The organism is Palleniella muris, from assembly GCF_004792655.1.
GTDB classification, from domain to species: domain Bacteria; phylum Bacteroidota; class Bacteroidia; order Bacteroidales; family Bacteroidaceae; genus Prevotella; species Prevotella muris_A.
Genome location: NZ_SRZC01000003.1, coordinates 91672 through 109942, shown reverse-complemented (window position 1 = coordinate 109942; position 18271 = coordinate 91672). Strand labels below are relative to the sequence as shown.

Annotated in this window: 15 protein-coding genes and 2 pseudogenes; 16 read left to right on the top strand and 1 reads right to left on the bottom strand. The window is 43.6% G+C overall.

Annotation, left to right across the window (positions count from 1 at the left end; genetic code table 11):
* Window positions 1–48: 48 nt before the first annotated feature.
* The 7 genes from E5358_RS02595 to E5358_RS02565 all read left to right on the top strand — a co-directional run bounded on the left by E5358_RS02595 (window position 49) and on the right by E5358_RS02565 (window position 7635).
* Window positions 49–2532, top strand: a complete 2484-nt coding sequence (locus tag E5358_RS02595) for a transglycosylase domain-containing protein (RefSeq protein ID WP_135938756.1) — start codon at window positions 49–51, stop codon at window positions 2530–2532.
* A gap of 216 nt (window positions 2533–2748) precedes the next feature.
* Window positions 2749–4515, top strand: coding sequence for an ATP-dependent DNA helicase (locus E5358_RS02590; RefSeq protein WP_135938755.1), 1767 nt, complete (start codon window positions 2749–2751; stop codon window positions 4513–4515).
* 11 nt (window positions 4516–4526) lie between these two features.
* The gene (locus tag E5358_RS02585; RefSeq protein WP_135938754.1) at window positions 4527–5183 is read left to right on the top strand and encodes a MotA/TolQ/ExbB proton channel family protein; all 657 of its coding nucleotides are present in this window, start codon (window positions 4527–4529) and stop codon (window positions 5181–5183) included.
* 373 nt (window positions 5184–5556) lie between these two features.
* Window positions 5557–6033: an ExbD/TolR family protein gene (locus tag E5358_RS02580; protein WP_135938753.1), complete on the top strand. Its 477-nt coding sequence runs from the start codon at window positions 5557–5559 to the stop codon at window positions 6031–6033.
* A complete protein-coding gene (locus E5358_RS02575; protein ID WP_135938752.1) occupies window positions 6023–6484 on the top strand; it encodes an ExbD/TolR family protein in 462 nt (153 codons plus the stop codon). Before E5358_RS02580 ends, E5358_RS02575 begins: the two co-directional genes overlap by 11 nt.
* 12 nt (window positions 6485–6496) lie before the next feature.
* A complete protein-coding gene (locus E5358_RS02570; protein ID WP_135938751.1) occupies window positions 6497–6973 on the top strand; it encodes an Lrp/AsnC family transcriptional regulator in 477 nt (158 codons plus the stop codon).
* A 221-nt stretch (window positions 6974–7194) separates the two neighbouring features.
* On the top strand, window positions 7195–7635 hold the full coding sequence (locus E5358_RS02565; protein ID WP_135938750.1) for a PepSY-like domain-containing protein: 441 nt from the start codon (window positions 7195–7197) through the stop codon (window positions 7633–7635).
* Between the two features lie 436 nt (window positions 7636–8071).
* On the opposite strand, the gene mfd is transcribed toward E5358_RS02565, so the two are convergent.
* Entirely contained in the window at window positions 8072–11596 is a 3525-nt protein-coding gene (gene mfd, locus E5358_RS02560; protein ID WP_135938749.1) for a transcription-repair coupling factor, read from the bottom strand.
* Between the two features lie 409 nt (window positions 11597–12005).
* Here mfd and E5358_RS02555 point away from each other — a divergent pair, with 409 nt between their 5' ends.
* From E5358_RS02555 to E5358_RS02515, 9 genes and pseudogenes are all read left to right on the top strand, one after another.
* The gene (locus tag E5358_RS02555; RefSeq protein WP_277821137.1) at window positions 12006–13022 is read left to right on the top strand and encodes an alpha/beta hydrolase; all 1017 of its coding nucleotides are present in this window, start codon (window positions 12006–12008) and stop codon (window positions 13020–13022) included.
* A gap of 63 nt (window positions 13023–13085) precedes the next feature.
* Complete coding sequence (pnuC, locus tag E5358_RS02550; protein WP_135938748.1) at window positions 13086–13859, top strand: nicotinamide riboside transporter PnuC; 774 nt, start codon at window positions 13086–13088, stop codon at window positions 13857–13859.
* Between the two features lie 51 nt (window positions 13860–13910).
* Complete coding sequence (locus tag E5358_RS02545) at window positions 13911–14660, top strand: polyprenol monophosphomannose synthase (RefSeq protein WP_277821143.1); 750 nt, start codon at window positions 13911–13913, stop codon at window positions 14658–14660.
* 80 nt (window positions 14661–14740) lie between these two features.
* Window positions 14741–15334, top strand: coding sequence for an imidazole glycerol phosphate synthase subunit HisH (gene hisH, locus E5358_RS02540; protein ID WP_135938746.1), 594 nt, complete (start codon window positions 14741–14743; stop codon window positions 15332–15334).
* 32 nt (window positions 15335–15366) lie between these two features.
* Window positions 15367–16083, top strand: a complete 717-nt coding sequence (hisA, locus tag E5358_RS02535; protein ID WP_135938745.1) for a 1-(5-phosphoribosyl)-5-[(5-phosphoribosylamino)methylideneamino]imidazole-4-carboxamide isomerase — start codon at window positions 15367–15369, stop codon at window positions 16081–16083.
* 16 nt (window positions 16084–16099) lie between these two features.
* Window positions 16100–16858 carry an imidazole glycerol phosphate synthase subunit HisF gene (gene hisF, locus E5358_RS02530; protein ID WP_135938744.1) on the top strand — a complete coding sequence of 253 codons (759 nt, stop codon included), beginning with the start codon at window positions 16100–16102 and terminating at the stop codon, window positions 16856–16858.
* Window positions 16855–17168, top strand: a pseudogene (gene hisI, locus E5358_RS02525) (phosphoribosyl-AMP cyclohydrolase); the annotation flags it as partial. The gene hisF and the pseudogene hisI, both read left to right, overlap by 4 nt.
* A 108-nt stretch (window positions 17169–17276) precedes the next feature.
* Window positions 17277–17576 (top strand): annotated as a pseudogene (hisE, locus tag E5358_RS02520) (phosphoribosyl-ATP diphosphatase); the annotation flags it as partial.
* 16 nt (window positions 17577–17592) lie between these two features.
* Window positions 17593–18270 (top strand): cell division ATP-binding protein FtsE, encoded by a 678-nt coding sequence (locus E5358_RS02515; protein WP_135938743.1) that lies wholly within the window; start codon window positions 17593–17595, stop codon window positions 18268–18270.
* Window position 18271: the final 1 nt, after the last annotated feature.

Here is an 18271-nt window from a genome sequence, read left to right as displayed (position 1 = left end):
AGATAAAAATGCGTAACTTTGCATTCTAACGTGAAACGTACAAATATCATGAAGAAAACAAAGCGTTATATCGGGAAAGTCAAAAAATGGTCTAAGCAGTTCTGGGCTTGGTATAAAAATCTTTACAAAGGCAAACCATGGTACAAAAAGACTGCTGCAGGCATAGTCTCCATGTTCGTACTCTTGTTTGTCTATCTTGGAGCCGTGGACTTGAACTTTTTATGGCTGTTTGGAAAGTCTCCTGGCTTTTTTGACATCATGCACCCAAAAACAAACGAAGCTTCGGTGATCTACTCTGCCGATGGTGTGCAGATTGGCAAATACTTCAATGAAAACAGAACACCGGTTGAATACAAAGATGTCAACCCGCAGTTTTGGCGCGCGCTCATAGATACAGAAGATGAGCGTTTCTACAAGCATGCAGGCATAGACCCCATAGGACTCTTTGGTGCGGTGAAGGACGCTGCTACAGGTCGTGGAGGAAGAGGTGCATCGACAATAACGCAGCAGCTCGCAAAAAACCTTTTCCGCGTGCGTACAAACTATTCGACGGGACTTTTCGGTCGCATTCCGGGCATTAAGATACTCATAATGAAGTCTAAAGAGTGGATTCTTGCCATAAAGCTTGAAATGTGCTACTCAAAAGAGGAAATCATCACCATGTATGCCAATACTGTGGATTTCGGTAGCAATGCTTTTGGTATAAAGACTGCTTCAAAGACATATTTCAATACAACTCCGGACAAACTTAAGACAGAAGAGGCTGCCGTGCTCGTGGGAATGCTGAAAGCAACCACATTCTACAATCCGCTTGTAAACCCAGAAAACTCGAAAAACAGGCGCAACCAAGTGCTGGAAAACATGGTTGCCCATAACGATTTGTCACGTACAGCGTGTGATACTCTGAAAGCGAAAGACATTACGCTTAATTACAGTGTTGAGAAGAATTATGACGGCAAAGCACAGTATTTCCGTAATGCTGTTGCTGACTATCTGAAAGATTGGTGCAAAGACGAAGGTTATGACCTTTACAGCGACGGTCTGAAAATCTATACTACCATAGACACTCGCATGCAGAAATATGCAGAACAGGCTGCCATAAAACAGATGAAGCAAGTTCAGCAGAACTTCAACAACCATTGGGGACTGCGCCGCACACAAGATAATTTCATGCCGGGACAGAAACCGTGGCAGGATGAGAAGCATCAGGAGATAGAGGGATTCATTGAAGGAATCGCACAAAAACAGCCTTGTTACAAGGCGTTGGTTGCCAAATATGGTGAGAACTCCGATTCTGTAAACTATTACCTTAACAAGCCACACACTGTAAAACTCTTCGATTATGAGAAAGGTGAGATAGAGAGAACTATGTCGACTATGGACTCTATCCGCTATATGGTCAGCTACATGCATTGCGCATTCATCGCCATGGAGCCAAACACCGGACATGTGAAGGCTTGGGTTGGAGACATTGATTTTGACCATTGGAAATACGATAAGGTCACCGCCATGCGTCAGCCGGGTTCAACATTCAAGCTGTTTGTTTATACAGAAGCCATGAATCAGGGACTTACTCCGTGTGACAAACGACGTGATGAATATTTCTCAATGCAAGTCTATGACGAGCGAGAGAAAAAAGAGGTGACATGGGCACCGACAAATGCCAACGGATACTTCACCAACGATTCCATGGCGCTGAAATCAGCATTTGCAAGGAGTATCAACTCTGTTGCTGTCCGTCTCGGTCAGGAAATGGGAATAAAGAATATCGCACGCACGGCACACGACATGGGCATCAAGTCCCCACTTGACGAAACCCCTTCTCTCCCACTCGGCTCCAGTGATGTGAACCTGCTTGAACTTGCGGACGCCTACTGTACTGTGGCAAACAACGGCATGGAGCATGAACCTGTCCTTGTGACACGTATCCTTGACCATGACGGCAAGGAAATTTACGTTGGACCGACAGAGGAGACTCAGGTCATACCATACAAGTCTGCATTCCTTATGCAGCAGCTCTTGCAGGGAGGCATGCGCGAACCGGGAGGAACAAGCCAGGCGCTTTGGGGATATGTCGGAGAATTCCGTGATACAGAGTTTGGAGGAAAGACAGGAACATCAAACAATCATTCCGATGCATGGTTCGTTGGAATCTCCCCGAAACTTGTTGTCGGTGCATGGGTTGGCGGTGAGTACCGGTGTATCCATTTCCGTACAGGTGCTCTTGGACAAGGTTCTCGCACAGCTTTGCCTATCTGTGGATATTTCTTGCAATCCGTACTTAACGACCCGAACTTCAAGCACTATCGTGCAAAGTTTGATATACCGAAAGACCCGGACATAGAGCGTGGCATGTATATCTGTGACAGCTATTACGAGCACAAAAAAGACACATTCGATGTTGACAGTCTTGATTTCGAAGACTATATGATAGAAATAGACGACGATGGTAATCCTGTCAACCAGTCGGCACCGGCAGCTGCAGAACCGGCACAGAAGCAGGAGCAACAGATTATGCTTGAAGACCTTTAATGCTCTATGCACGATGCCCCCTGATTAACGCATATAATATCGTGGAATAACAGCGCACATATCAAAAGGTGACCTTTTATATGGTGAAAGGTCACCTTTCGCTACCCTAAGTGTTACCTTTTACCAAATAAAGTGTTACTTTTTTGTGTTGCGATGTTAGGTAGCTGATTTTAAGAAAATTACCTGTTAAAATCTATAGGCTGAAAGTACAAGAATATGTCAGAAGGATTGGATTTTTCAAACAAGCAATTCAAGGATGCGCTTAACATAATCGAGCGCACCCGGAATTCCCTTTTCTTCACAGGAAAGGCAGGAACCGGCAAATCCACATTCCTCCGGCATATCGACGCGACAACAAAGAAGAAGCATATAATCCTTGCGCCGACAGGTATTGCTGCTATAAATGTTGGCGGGCAGACATTGCATTCGTTTTTTAAGATACCGTTTCATCCTTTGCTGCCAACCGATGTTCAGTATAATGCCAGGAACATTCGCGGCACACTGAAATATAGCGCGGAAAAGATAAAGCTTATACGCGAACTTGAACTAATCATTATAGATGAAATCTCCATGGTTCGCGCAGACATCATAGATTTCATTGACAAGGTTCTCAGGGTGTACTCTCAGAACATGAGACAGCCTTTCGGAGGAAAGCAACTGCTGCTTGTTGGTGACATTTATCAGCTTGAACCAGTCCTGAAGGATGATGACAGAAAACTTCTTCAGCCATTCTACACCTCAGGATATTTCTTTGCAGCACACGTGTGGCGACAAATGCAGCTTGTAAGCATAGAACTGAAAAAGGTGTACAGGCAGTCTGACAAGGAATTCATAAACATCCTTGACCGTATACGCGAATCAGCTGTTTTGGAATCGGACATCAAGGCTATCAACAGCAGAGTCACCACTGCGCCTGTGAAACAACAAAATGCAGACGACTCAATAGCCATAACGCTCTCCACACGGCGTGACACTGTTGATTATATCAACCATAAGGAACTGAATGAACTTGAAGGTGAAGTATCCGTCTACAAGGGACGTATCACAGGCGATTTCCCGGAGTCCATGCTCCCTACCCTTATGGAGTTGGAGCTAAAGCCTGGTGCGCAAATCATCTTTATTAAGAATGACCAGAACAAACGGTGGGTGAACGGCACGCTGGGAATTATCACGGGAATGGATGAAGGCGAAGGAAAACTCTATGTCCACACAGAAGCCGGTGAGGATTTCGATGTGGAGCAAGCCCAATGGTCCAATGTCCGCTATACGTTCAATGAAAAAGAAAAGAAGGTTGAAGAAGAAGAACTTGGCACATTCACCCAATATCCACTCCGCCTTGCATGGGCTATTACAGTCCATAAGTCACAAGGTCTGACATTCAATAATGTTAATATAGACCTGACAGGAGGCGCTTTTGCAGGAGGACAGACTTATGTTGCCTTGTCACGTTGCCGCTCTTTGGAAGGCATTACACTGAAAGAACCTCTCCGTAAGAAGGACATTTTTGTGCGTGAGGAAGTGAAGCATTTCGCCAGACAATATAATGACCAAAGGGCGATAGACACAGCATTGCGACAGTCTCAGGCTGATATTGAGTATGCTGAAGCCATTGACTGTTTTGACAAGGGAGACTTTCAAAATGCTCTTGACCATTTCTTCGTCGCCATACACCGGCGCTATGACATTGAAAAGCCTGTGGCACGCCGACTGATAAGGAAGAAACTGTCGAAGATTACTTTGCTTGAGCAGGAAATAAACCGCCTCAATGAAGAAATCAGCAGGCAAAAGGAGGAACGAGAAAAGCATGATGAATTTCTCAAGGAACTTGCCGTTGAATATGTCATTATGGGCAAGGAATGTGAAAAAGAGCATCTTCCCACTGCTGCAATCTCCAATTATGAGAAGGCACTGCGACTTTGCCCAACATATAATGACGCAAACAAACGGCTGACGAAACTGAAATCACAACAAAAGAACCAATAGATTCACACTTTATGAAAACAATTTTTATATCACTTTTGGCAGATGAGTCAATGCACCAAGTATTGAAAGCTAAATTCATAGAGGGCAATCCTCTGTTCATGTCGTTTGTGGCTATCGCCCTCATCATTGGATTGACATTCTGTATAGAACGTATCATATACCTTGCCCTTGCTGACATAAATACAAAGAAATTCCTTTCAAAACTCGAAGAACTGTACAAAGGAGGGGATAAAGAGGCTGCGCTGGACTTCTGTCGTAACACTCGCGGACCAGTGGCAAGCATCTGCTTTCAGGGCTTATTGCATTCTGAGGACACAGCAGATGACATAGAGCGCACAATAACATCTTATGCGGACTTGGAATTGGCAAAGCTCGAAAAAGGATGCTCATGGATTACATTGTTCATAGCTATTGCACCATCTCTCGGATTTCTCGGCACTGTAATCGGTATGGTTATGGCATTCGATGACATAGAAATGGCAGGCGATATCTCTCCAACAATCGTTGCCGGAGGTATGAAAGTCGCATTGATAACAACAATCTTCGGCATCATCTCCGCCGTGGTGCTACAAATATTCTATAACTATATACTCTCACGTATAGAACATCTGACATCACAAATGGAGCAGGCTGCCATCGAACTGATTGAGATTTTACGAAAACAGTAGACTACAAAAAGAAGAAATACCTTATCCAACATGATAGAACTAATCATAATCTTGATGTATCTTGCCATTGTCACGATATTATGCGTGACAATATGGTCTGTGTGCCGGGAACTCAGAATTGTGGGAAAGACATCCGGAGTCTCCAATGGCATAAAGAAGCGCAAGATATGTATTACAGTAAGAGCAGGCATGTTGTTGATGCTCATTTTGTCATTCGTATTTGCGGATACCACTCCTATAAAAACCAATTTTGTTTTATATACTGACATCTTTTGGTTGAAGGCATCCAATATGCTTGTATTCACAGGATGCATGGCTGTATTACTTGCTGCATGTGCTACCATTTATTGCTTTTTCTTAAATATTAAGGCGAATGATAAGATTATCAAATAGACTACGCAAGCACCAAAAGCGCCGTGTACCGCAACTGAACACGACATCGACTGCAGACATTTCTTTCATGCTGCTCATATTCTTTCTCGTGACAACCTCAATGGATTCTGACAAAGGATTGCGCCAGCAGCTGCCTCCAAAGAATGAGGACAAAGAAACAGTCGCTACCGATGTTGACCTCAATACCGTAATGGCTGTTGGCATAACAGCGGAAAACGAGTACACATACAGCCTCCCGGGGCAGGCTGAGCCGACACCATGCACAGATGCGGAATTGCGCAAGCAGTTGGCAATCTTTATCCCACGACTCGGAGACAAGCATATAATAGAGATACAGGCAAGTCGCACTGCATCGTATGACAGATATTTCCGTTTGCAGAATATCCTGACATGTGTTTACCGTGATGACCTGAAACGAAAGTATAAACAACGAATAAGTGAAACCTATGTTCCGTAAAAGAGACAGAAAAATACCTACACTGAACACATCCGCTTTGCCTGACCTTATATTTACAATCCTTTTCTTTTTCATGATAGTCACGCACATGAGGCAGACTGACGTGAAGGTAAGGCTTGAATCTCCACAAGGCACTCAGCTGCAAAAACTTCAGAAGAAGTATGCCACAGCATATATTTATATAGGTAAGGACAAAAATGATGATGTGAAAGTGCAGTTCAATAATGAAATCGTTGATTTCAACCAACTTACAGAATATGCCGGAAAGCAACGCGAAGCTTTGCCCATAGAAGAACAACAGTATTTCACTGTTTCAATAAAAGCAGACAGAGACATTCCACTTGGTGTCCTTGCACAAGTGAAAAAGGCTTTGCGAGAAGCTCATGCATTGAAAATAAACTATTCTGCTACAGAAATAACAGAAAGCCAACAAAAGGAAGAAAACAAGTAAAAACAGATAATTATGCCCAAATACACTCTTGATGCTCTGGATAAGAAAATTATCCGAATGATCAGCAATGACGCACGAGTGCCATTCTTGGAAGTGGCACGTGCATGCAATGTCAGTGGCGCAGCAATACACCAACGCATTCAAAAACTGCAGAGCCTTGGAATTGTAAAAGGCTCACAATTCATAATTGACCCTGAGAAGATAGGTTATGAAACTTGTGCCTATGTGGGATTGTATCTGAAGTACCCTGAGCGTTTTGACAATGTTGTGGAGGAACTGAGGAAGATGCCGGAAGTTGTGGAATGCCATTACACGACCGGTGGTATGGATATGTTCATAAAACTATATGCAAAGAACAACCATCATCTGTTAAGTATCATACACGATAAACTGCAGCCACTCGGACTTTCACGCTCAGAGACCATCATATCATTCAATGCTGCCATATCGCGCCCACTGAATGTTGCTGATATTAACGATGAGGATTAACTGCCTATTTTTGGAGCAAATCCTGCTAACACCATATGAAAAAGTGTGAAACCCGTCACATTGTACGGAATTATTGTTAATATAAGCATGACAAATATGTAGTTGTTGGGAAAATATCAGTAATTTTGCGGTCACAGAGCAAATGTCGGGAAAGCAGCCATCCTATTTGAGAACGTCTCTGTGAAATAATTATTAGTATTAACCTCAAAAACAAAATGCGTATGAAAAAGTTAGCACTTATCCTCACTTGTCTACTCACTGTATTCACAGTCGTTGCTTTTGCCGGCAATGACAAAGTCATAACTGTAAAGCAGTTGCCAAATAACGCACAGCTTTTTCTGAAATCACATTTCAACGCCAATAAAGTGGCGCTTGTGAAAATGGAAAACAAAATCATTACAAAGGATTATGAAGTGACATTTGTCAATGGAAATAAAATAGACTTTGACAGCAACGGAAATTGGGAAGAAATAGACTGTAAGGCTACGGTTGTCCCCAAAAAGGTTGTTCCTGTTAAAATATACAACTATGTAAAAAGCAACTATCCGAAAGAAAAAATCGTAAAGATAGAGCGGGACAGAAAAGGGTATGCGATAAAACTCTCTAACCGTATGGAACTTGATTTCAACAATAATTTCCAATTGACGGAAATAGATAGATAGGCGTGAATCCCTGAACAAGAAAGGCTATATGGAATAAACATACACCATATGGCCTTTTTATTATGCCCTTTCCATGGAAAATAAACGGCATGAGTTTTCTAATTCTCTATTTATCATAATAGTAAAAAACGATGCTTCCGGAGGTAACAGACAGCACTTAACTTTGCCAGCAGTGAGCTTTCATGCTACAAATGGTTATCTTTTGAACAGGAAAAACTGACCTTTTGCAGTCAATAAGGATAGGAAAAGCACAATGGTTCGTTATCAAGAACGAGTGAAAGGTAACGAATCATTGTGCCTTTTTATGTGTGTGATTTTTGTTTTTAATGATAATGTGTTGATACGTAGGAAGATAGAGTGATTTTAGACTCCGTGCGATATTTAGCTGTCTCTGCCCTCTATATTGTTTCTATGCAAAATACGGAGGGCAAAAAAGTCATGAGTTTTTCAATCCTCCTATCTTGTCTGCTTGTTCTGATTTACTCATTATGCCTGACAATATCTTAAGTGCATCTCCAACAGTAGGAACGTTGGAGATGACAATACGTGGCGAACCGCTGACAGACTTAAACTGACAACGACGTGGGTTGGATGTGGCATATCCAATGATACTTCCAAATGCCTTGGTCTTGTAATAAGGGCTGCTTTGGTCACGAAGGAGATGCAACTGCATCAGTCCCTGCTTAAGCACAATTTTCTCACAACCAAGCCTCTTGCCAAGTCTGCGCAGCATAACCACAGACATCAGCTCCTCGCCTTCGTGGGGAACAGGACCGAATCTGTCTTCCAATCTCTTGCGATAGTCCTCCAAATCCTTGTCTGTCTCTATTTTGTCAAGCTCGCGGTAAAGCAGCATACGTTCAGCACTTCCCGGCACATACATGTCAGGGAAATACATTTCCAAGTCACTTTCAACACCGCAGTCATCGACAAAGTCCAGGCTTTCCATGCAACGTCCTTCGCTCTGTGCTTCAAGCAGTTGCTCTTCCTGAAGGTCTTGGAACTCTTCATTCTTAAGTTCTTGCACTGCCTGTTTCAGGATTTTCTGATAAGTCTCATATCCAAGGTCTTCCATGAATCCGCTTTGCTCCGCTCCCAGCAAATTGCCTGCTCCTCGCAGGTCAAGGTCTTGCATGGCAAGCGAGAAGCCGCTTCCCAAATCAGAGAAAGTCTCCAAAGCTTCCAAACGTGTCCTTGCATCATGGGACAGATAAGACAGAGGTGGAGACAACAAGTAGCAGAATGCCTTTTTGTTACCTCTGCCGACACGCCCACGCATCTGATGCAAGTCACTAAGCCCGAATTTGTGCGCATCGTTTATGATTATAGTGTTGGCATTCGGGACATCAATGCCGTTCTCCACTATTGTTGTGGACAGCAGGACATCATAATCATAGTTCATGAATCCCATGATAATCTTCTCCAGAGCATCCGGATTCATTTGTCCATGACCTATGGCAACCCTGCAATCAGGAACATGTTTTTCTATAAGCCGTGCAATTTCAGTAAGGTTTGAAATGCGTGGGTTTACAAAAAACACTTGCCCGTTGCGTGACATCTCAAACTCAATCGCATCGGTTATGATTTCGTGGCCATAAGACCCTAACTCCGTGTGTATAGGATGACGGTTTGGTGGAGGGGTGCGCATAATGCTCATGTCTCTTGCACCCATCAGCGAAAACTGAAGAGTACGTGGGATAGGTGTGGCTGACATCGTCAGCGTATCGATGTTTGTCTTCACCTGACGAAGCTTTTCCTTTGTCGAAACACCGAATTTCTGCTCCTCGTCTATTATCAGCAGTCCAAGGTCTTTCCATTTTACCGACTTTCCTATGAGTTTGTGAGTGCCGACGAGTATGTCGATTTTTCCTTCTGCAAGGTCTTTCAGCACCATTGAGGTTTGTTTGGAAGTTCGTGCACGAGACAGGTAGTCCACTCTCACAGGCAGTCCGTCAAGGCGTTTTGCAAATGTCTTGTAATGCTGGAATGCAAGCACCGTAGTTGGCACTAACACAGCAACTTGCTTGCTGTCGCACGCAGCCTTGAACGCTGCACGTATCGCCACCTCTGTTTTTCCAAAACCTACATCACCGCAAACAAGCCTGTCCATTGGGCGTGACGACTCCATGTCGTGCTTCACCTCCTGCGTCGCTTTCAGCTGATCAGGTGTGTCTTCGTACAAGAATGAGGCCTCAAGCTCGTTTTGCAAGTAGCAATCAGGAGAAAAGCCAAAGCCCTTTTCATGACGCCGCTTTGCATACAGCTTGATCAGGTCGCGTGCAATATCCTTTATCTTCTTCTTTGCACGCTCTTTCAGACGTTCCCATGCACCTGTGCCAAGATGTGACAAACGTGGCGGCTCACCGGTTGTGCTACTGCGATATTTGCTTATTTTATAAAGAGAATGTATCGAAACATCCACTTTGTCATTGTTCTGATAGACAATACGGATAACCTCCTGATATGAGTTTCCGACAGGTACACGCACCAGACCTGCAAATTTTCCGATGCCGAAATCAACATGGACGATGAAATCTCCGGGCTCCATTTCTTGTAACTCCTTCATCGTAAGAGTCATTTTGCCATGCCGCGCATTGTCGGACTTCAGATTATATTTATGGAATCTGTCGAAAATCTGATGGTCGGTGAAAAGACAGAGCTTCAAATCGTTGTCGATAAAGCCTTCATGCAGAGTAAAGCCTATACTTTGGAACTCTATCCTGCAAGTATTCACATAGTTATCACTTGTTGCCGAAAGTATCTCATTAAGTCTTTCAACCTGCTTTTCACTGTCAGCGAGTACGCCTATTTTGTATCCGGAATCAACATGTTGGCGAAGTGTCTCACGCAATAAATCGAAATTTTTGTGGAAGAGAGGTTGTGGGACAATGTGAAATCGCATTGTCGCATCATATTGTTTGCTACCTTGTATCTGAGAGCCATACTCCACAATCTTCATTCTCGCGAACTCTTCCTGCATAATCCTCTGTGAGCATAGCTGAGAGTCACGGCGCATCTCCTTTATTATCTGCGCCTGCTCCATTTCCGTTGCATTGGCAAGGCGTTCTTCAAGTGCCTGTTTCGAGAAACCTTCTTCGTAAATCTGCCCCACCCTTTCAAGGACAAAAGCAGCATCTTTGGTTATTAGCGGAATACTGTTTGGGAAAAAAGAGGTCAATGGGCGTTTCTCTGTTTCCACTACCGACAGTTGCGGTACAATGATGACTTGCTCCATTCTGTCCTTTGACAACTGAGTTTCAACCTCAAAAGTTCGTATCGTATCTATCTCATCGTCAAAGAAGTCTATCCTTATAGGCAGTTCGGACGAGAAAGAATAAACATCAAGGATGGAACCTCTGACTGCAAATTGCCCGGGTTCATAGACATAGTCTACCTGCATAAAGCCAAGTTCTCGAAGCTGACGTTCTACCTCGACAATGTCTATATGCTGTTCACGTGCCAACGGCAGCTTGCGCGTGTCAACATCGTGCTTGGAGACAACAAGTTCCGCTAATGCCTCCGGATATGTCACAACCAGCAGGCGTCCGCCACAAGTGTGCTTTCCAAAATTCTGCCTTTCAGACAGTTTTGCCAATACTTCCGTACGCAAAATCTCATTTGCAGGGTCATGCTGACCATATTTCACGGCACGCTTGTAGGATGAGGGGAAAAAGAACACCTCACTATCACCAACCAATCGGCACAAGTCTGCATACAAATACCCTGCTTCGTCTGCATCGTTGAGCACAAAAAGCATTGTACCGCCAAATGCTACATCTTTTTCCGATGTCTTCATTGTATCGGCAAGCCTGCCGCTGACGGAAGACAGCAGCAAAGGAACTGCTGAGCATGACAGTCCCTCCAAAAAGACAGTATGCACAGACTTGTCCGCCAGCTCTTTGGTAAGAGCTCCAGCCTGTGCTGACTCCGCATAACGCGAAAGGATAGTGTTTTCTTTCATCTCTTTTAATTATTCTTTTACAACAGCAACCACAAGACACCGGATTACCGATGCCTTGTGTCAAAATAATAGCCTAAAAGGTTTTGTTTGCAAAATTACAATAATATTTCCTAATATGCAACAATTTGCTACATGAACTCGATTAACATGTTGAAAACAAAACATAAATACAACCGTAATTATTTCGCAAAAGAACACCAAAAGCACGTTTTGCAAGTCTGTGTTTGCCAATCAATTGCTTTTTTGTGTGCAAGTGATTCCATGCCGACGACAGTAGAAGTACCTTGCATAAATGACATTATGTGCACATATTAGTGAATAATTGTAACACACACGTGAATTTGTTTAATATATTTTGTCAATATCATTTTTTTTCAGTACCTTTGCAGGCAAAAAACATAAAGAATTAATGAAAAAGTCATGCTTCCTCGTACTGTCCCTGCTTATGTGCTGCCATATCAGCACTTTTGCACAATATATGGAAGTTCCGAGGGATACATCATACACGATTATTTCAACGTTTTTCCATAACAAGAAATATCATCCAAACATAGAACTGGCAAAACAGGAATTGCCTGAAAATGTTGTTGCTTATGAGAATGTTGTATATACAACACTGCACAACACTCCTTATGGTGAGCGAGAGCTTCGCCTGAACATCTATCGCCCAAAAGGCAAAAATGTTTATCCTGCCCTTATCATGGTGCATGGTGGAGGCTGGAATTCCGGTGACAAATCGTTGCAAGTCCCTATGGCAATGGCTATCGCAGCACAAGGTTATGTCACAATTACTGTCGAATACCGCCTTCGTCCGGAAGCCAACTACCCTGCCGCTTTGCACGATCAGAAGACGGCTGTACGTTGGGCTCGTGCCAACGCAGCACAGTATGGCATAGACAAAAAGCGGATTGCAATGTCCGGCTGCTCAGCAGGAGGACAGCTTGCCACACTTGTAGGCATGACCAATGGCTCGAAACGCCATGAAGGTAATGGAGAATGGGCAAAGCAGAGCAGCAAAATACAAGCTGTTGTCAGTATGGATGGCTGTTCAACATTCATATCGCAGAATAACATCGATGATACGAATGAGAAGGCGCGCAAGCATAATAAGATGCCAATGACAGCTCAATGGCTTGGCGGACTGTATGAGGATGCCAAAGAAAACTGGACAGAGGCTTCGCCTGTGGTGTGGGTTTCAAGGCATTCTGCACCAGTCTGCTTCATAAACAGCCAGCTTTCACGTTATTCTGACGGCAAAGAAGAACTCATAAAAAAGTTGGACGCTTATGGCATTTATCACGAAAGTTATATACATGATGCGCCATTGCACACATTCTGGTTCTTTCATCCTTGGTTTCAGCCTACAGTAAATTACACGGTAAAATTCCTTGATAAAATATTCAAAAACACAGGAAAAAGGAAGTAAGATAGACTTTGTAACCCAGTAAACAAAGCTCTACAACTCAACAAACTTGGGAACGTATAGTAAATGAACAAATATCTTGACATAGCAAAAAAATCCGTTACAGGACTCAACAAATTTGAAGTCACACTCCTAATCACGATACTTGCTCTCACAGCAATAGGCTTTTTGATTAAGGGTGAGGTGACAATCAATACTACTATTGCTGCCATTGCAGCCATATTGGGAGTGTTCTGTGTCGTACTTGGGGCAAAAGGATCTATCGCGAATTGGATATTCGGTACGGTGGAAGCCTTCCTGCATATATATATATGCTTTTTCACACATATATATGGTGATATGCTGCAGAGGTTGGTGTACAACCTGCCAATGCAGTTTGTTGGCTGGAAGAAATGGAAAAAACGCATGCGTGATGATAATTCGCAGACTATCCACACACGCTACATGACATGGCAGCAGCGGTTTTTGACAGCCGTGGCTGTAGCGACAGGCACTCTTGCCCTTGGAGTGTTCCTTATATATTTTGGTCCATGGATGATAGATACGTTGCAAGCCGTATTGCCGGACATGCAGTTTAAGACACTGAAACTGGACTATGACCACCCAATGCAGCTATGGCTTGACTCTTTCACCACTGTGATGTCGGTAATCACGATGTATGTATCTGTCAAAGCATTTGTTGAACAGTGGTATATGTGGCTTGCAATCAATGTCGCCTATATAGCAATGTGGCTGATGTCCGCTTCGGAATTTTCCTTTATGACAGTGGCAAAGTACAGTGTCTATCTCATCAACTCTTTCTACGGAATCTATATGTGGAATAAGTTGAGTAAAGACTAAACGATAAAATAGATGCCTGATAAGGCAGCAAAAGACTTAAATACACTTTGAATCATGAAAAGTGACAGCATAATAATCATACCGACTTATAACGAGAAGGAGAACATTGAAAAGATCGTGCGTGCGGTGTTCGGGCTTGAGAAGGCTTTCAATATCCTCGTAATCGATGATGGCTCTCCTGACGGTACAGCGGATATAGTGAAACGGTTAATGGAAAAGGAGTTCAAAGAACGCCTGTTCCTTATCGAACGTTCTGGCAAACTTGGGCTTGGCACGGCATATATACAAGGATTCAAATGGGCTCTCAGGGAAGGTTATGACTATATTTTTGAAATGGATGCCGATTTTTCACATGACCCTAACGACCTTCCACGCCTGTATTCAGCATGCGCTGACGAGGGAAACGATGTCGCTATTGGCTCGCGTTATGTCAGTGGCGTGAATGTTGTCAACTGGCCTATGGGACGAGTACTTATGTCCTATTTTGCATCAAAGTATGTAAAGGCTGTCACAGGATTCAATATTCATGACACCACTGCTGGATTCAAGTGCTACAAACGCCGTGTCCTGAATACCATAGAGCTTGACAAAATAAAGTTCAAGGGCTACGCTTTCCAAATAGAGATGAAATTTACTGCTTATAAAATAGGCTTTAAAATCAAGGAAATCCCGGTTATTTTCGTGAATCGGCGTGAGGGAACCAGCAAGATGTCCGGTGGTATTTTTGGCGAGGCATTCTTCGGCGTGATGAGACTGAGGCTTGACGGATGGTTCAGGAAATATCCTTCCATAAAGGATTAAGGTCTTGCTTTTCATGATTCCTCGGTATTTTTTTTCCATAATCGCATTAATAGACAAATACAGCAACGCTTAGAACTCCAATGAAGGTAGCCATAGTAAAATATAACGCAGGAAACATATATTCCGTTGTCAATGCTTTACGCCGTATAGGCATAGAGCCGATACTTACTGACAACGCCGAACAGATTCGCAATGCTGACAAGGTGATATTTCCGGGACAAGGCGAGGCAAAGTCTGCTATGGAATATCTGCGTGCGCGTGGTCTTGACAGCGTTATACGCTCATTGAAGCAGCCGGTTCTTGGTATATGTGTGGGACAGCAGCTTCTTTGCCGCCATTCGGAAGAAGGGGACACGGACTGTATCGGCATATTCCCAATGGAAGTGAAACGCTTCTGCCCTACTTGCCATGAAGAAAAAATTCCACAAATGGGTTGGAACAGCATTACGGACTTGAAGTCTCTGCTGTTTGACAATGTCATGGAAAACGATTATGTCTATTTCGTGCATAGTTATTATGTGCCTCTTCATAAAGACTATACTATCGCGACAGTTGACTTCACTCTGCCATATTCGGCAGCCATCCATACGGAAAATTTCTACGCCACTCAGTTTCATCCTGAAAAAAGCGGCGATGTCGGTTCCCGTATCTTGGAGAATTTCATAAAACTTTAACAGCGGCATATCCGCAAACTACAGAAAGAATAATGATAGAACTCATACCGGCCATAGATATCATTGACGGCAAATGCGTCCGACTTACCAAAGGGGACTATGACTGTAAGAAGGTGTACAACGACGACCCTGTTGCCGTTGCCATTGAATTTGAGCGTCTTGGTTTCAAGCGTTTGCACGTTGTTGACCTTGACGGTGCGAAGTCACGTCACATTGTAAATGATGCCACACTTCGTGCAATAACCTCTTCCACGAGTCTGACTGTTGATTTCGGTGGAGGAATAAAGACGGCTACTGATATAGAAAAGGCATTTGAGGCAGGGGCTGCAATGGTTACACTCGGCAGTATTGCTGTGACTTCTCCTGAACTGTGCGCTCAATGGCTACAACAATATGGGGCGGAAAGAATCATACTTGGTGCTGATGTACGCAACGGAAAAATCAGTATCAATGGCTGGAAGGAAGATTCACAAGAAGACCTTCTCCCTTTCCTGCATAAGTATGTAGATATGGGAGCGAAGAATGTGCTATGTACAGAAATCAGCAAAGATGGAACTTTGCAAGGTCCGGCGGTGGCATTGTACAAGCAAGTCATGCAAGAATTTCCGGACTTGCACTTGATAGCTTCCGGTGGAGTTTCTTCCAATGAAGACATTGAGGAGCTTGACAACTGTGGTATTCCTGCAGTTGTTTTCGGTAAAGCGTTCTATGAGGGGCGCATAGATGTCACAAAGCTGATAATAAAATAACAAAACACCTTACCAAATGAGTCTGGCAAAAAGAATAATCCCCTGTCTCGATGTCAAGAATGGCGAGACTGTCAAAGGTACCAATTTCGTGAATCTGCGTTCTGCGGGAGACCCTGTGGAATTAGGCAAGATATATTCGGAGAATGGTGCCGATGAGATTGTGTTTCTTGATATAACAGCATCCTTTGAGGGAAGAAAGACCTTTGTTGAAATGGTGAGCCGTGTTGCGCAGGAGGTGAATATACCGTTCACCGTAGGCGGTGGCATTAACCAATTAGAGGATGTCACCAATCTGCTGAATGCCGGTGCTGATAAGGTAAGTGTAAATAGTGCAGCCCTAAGACGACCTGAGCTCATTTCAGAAATAACGTCATTGTATGGTTCTCAGGTGTGTGTCTGTGCCATAGATGCGCGTATGGATGAGGATGGCTGGCATTGCTATTTGAATGGAGGACGCATACGTACAGAACACGGGCTTTTTGAATGGGCGAAAGAGGCACAGGAGCGTGGTGCCGGTGAGATTCTGTTCACGTCAATGAACCATGATGGAGTGAAGACCGGATATGCTAACGAAGCCTTGGCGCGTTTAGTTGACGAGTTGTCCATCCCTGTAATAGCTTCTGGAGGTGCCGGTGAGATGCAACATTTCAAGGATGCCTTTACCATTGGCAAGGCTGATGCCGCACTCGCAGCTTCTGTGTTCCATTTCGGGGAGATTTCCATTCCTGCATTGAAAAAATATTTGAGTAATGAAGGCATAAACATAAGATTATGAATATAGATTTTGAAAAAGGTGGCGGACTTGTACCGGCTATCATTCAGGATGCAGAAACGAAAAATGTCCTGATGCTTGGATATATGAACGAAGAAGCCCTTCGGAAGACACTTGATACAAAGAAAGTGACATTTTGGAGTCGTGGCAGGAACTGCCTCTGGACGAAGGGCGAGACAAGTGGCAATTTCCTTGACCTCATTGACATAAAGGTAGACTGCGACAATGACACACTTCTTGTAAAAGTACACCCGCACGGTCCTACCTGTCACACCGGCACCGACACCTGTTGGGGCGAAGAAAACAAATAAAAGTCATTTGCTGTTTCCTTTGAAGCATATTATATAATAATGTGCAAACGATAAGCGAGTATAAAGAACATATAATAAGAAATATAGTCATAATGAATAACGATAATAATCCTCTCCTGTTTCTTTCCGATTTACAGGATTTCATAGAAAAGCGTCATCAGGAAATGCCTGAAGGTTCATATACAACATCCCTGTTCAAAGATGGTCTGAACCGTATGGCTCAGAAAGTTGGTGAAGAAGCTCTTGAACTTGTCATAGAGGCAACAAATGGCACGAATGACCGTTTGGTCTATGAAGGTTCAGACATGCTGTATCACCTTATTGTGCTTCTCACATCAAAAGGGTTGCGTATCGAAGACCTTGCAAAGGAGTTGCAGGTACGTCATGATCCCAATTGGCAGAAACATTAACAAAGGACGCAAGGCTATGCTTATAGACTATAAGAACGCTACAATATATCAGGACGAACAGTGCATCCTGAAAGACATTAATTTCCGAGCCGATGAGGGAGAGTTCATCTATCTCATTGGTAAAGTTGGTTCAGGTAAAAGTTCTCTCCTTAAAACATTCTATTGCGAACTCGACCTTGACGAGGCAGAGAACGCTGTGGTTCTTGACCGTGAAATCATGAAGATAAAACGCAAGCATATTCCTGAGCTGCGTCGTGAGATGGGCATCATATTCCAAGATTTCAAGCTACTCCATGACCGTACAGTGTACAACAACTTGCATTTCGTGTTGAAAGCTACAGGATGGCAGAAAAAGGATGAAATCAATACGCGCATAGATGAGGTGCTGGAGGCTGTCGGTATGACAGGAGCCAAAGAAAGCTTGCCACATGAACTGTCGGGTGGCGAACAGCAGCGTATAGCTATTGCACGTGCTTTGCTCAATAAACCGAAGGTTATAATTGCCGATGAGCCGACTGGAAACCTTGACCCGGAAACTGCCGAGAACATAGTTGCACTGTTGAAAGGCATTACACGCACAGGGACAACGGTTATCATGTCCACGCACAACATACCAATGCTTGACAAATTCCCAGGAATAGTCTATCGCTGTGAAAATAGCACACTAACAGAAATAAACAACAAAAACATATAGG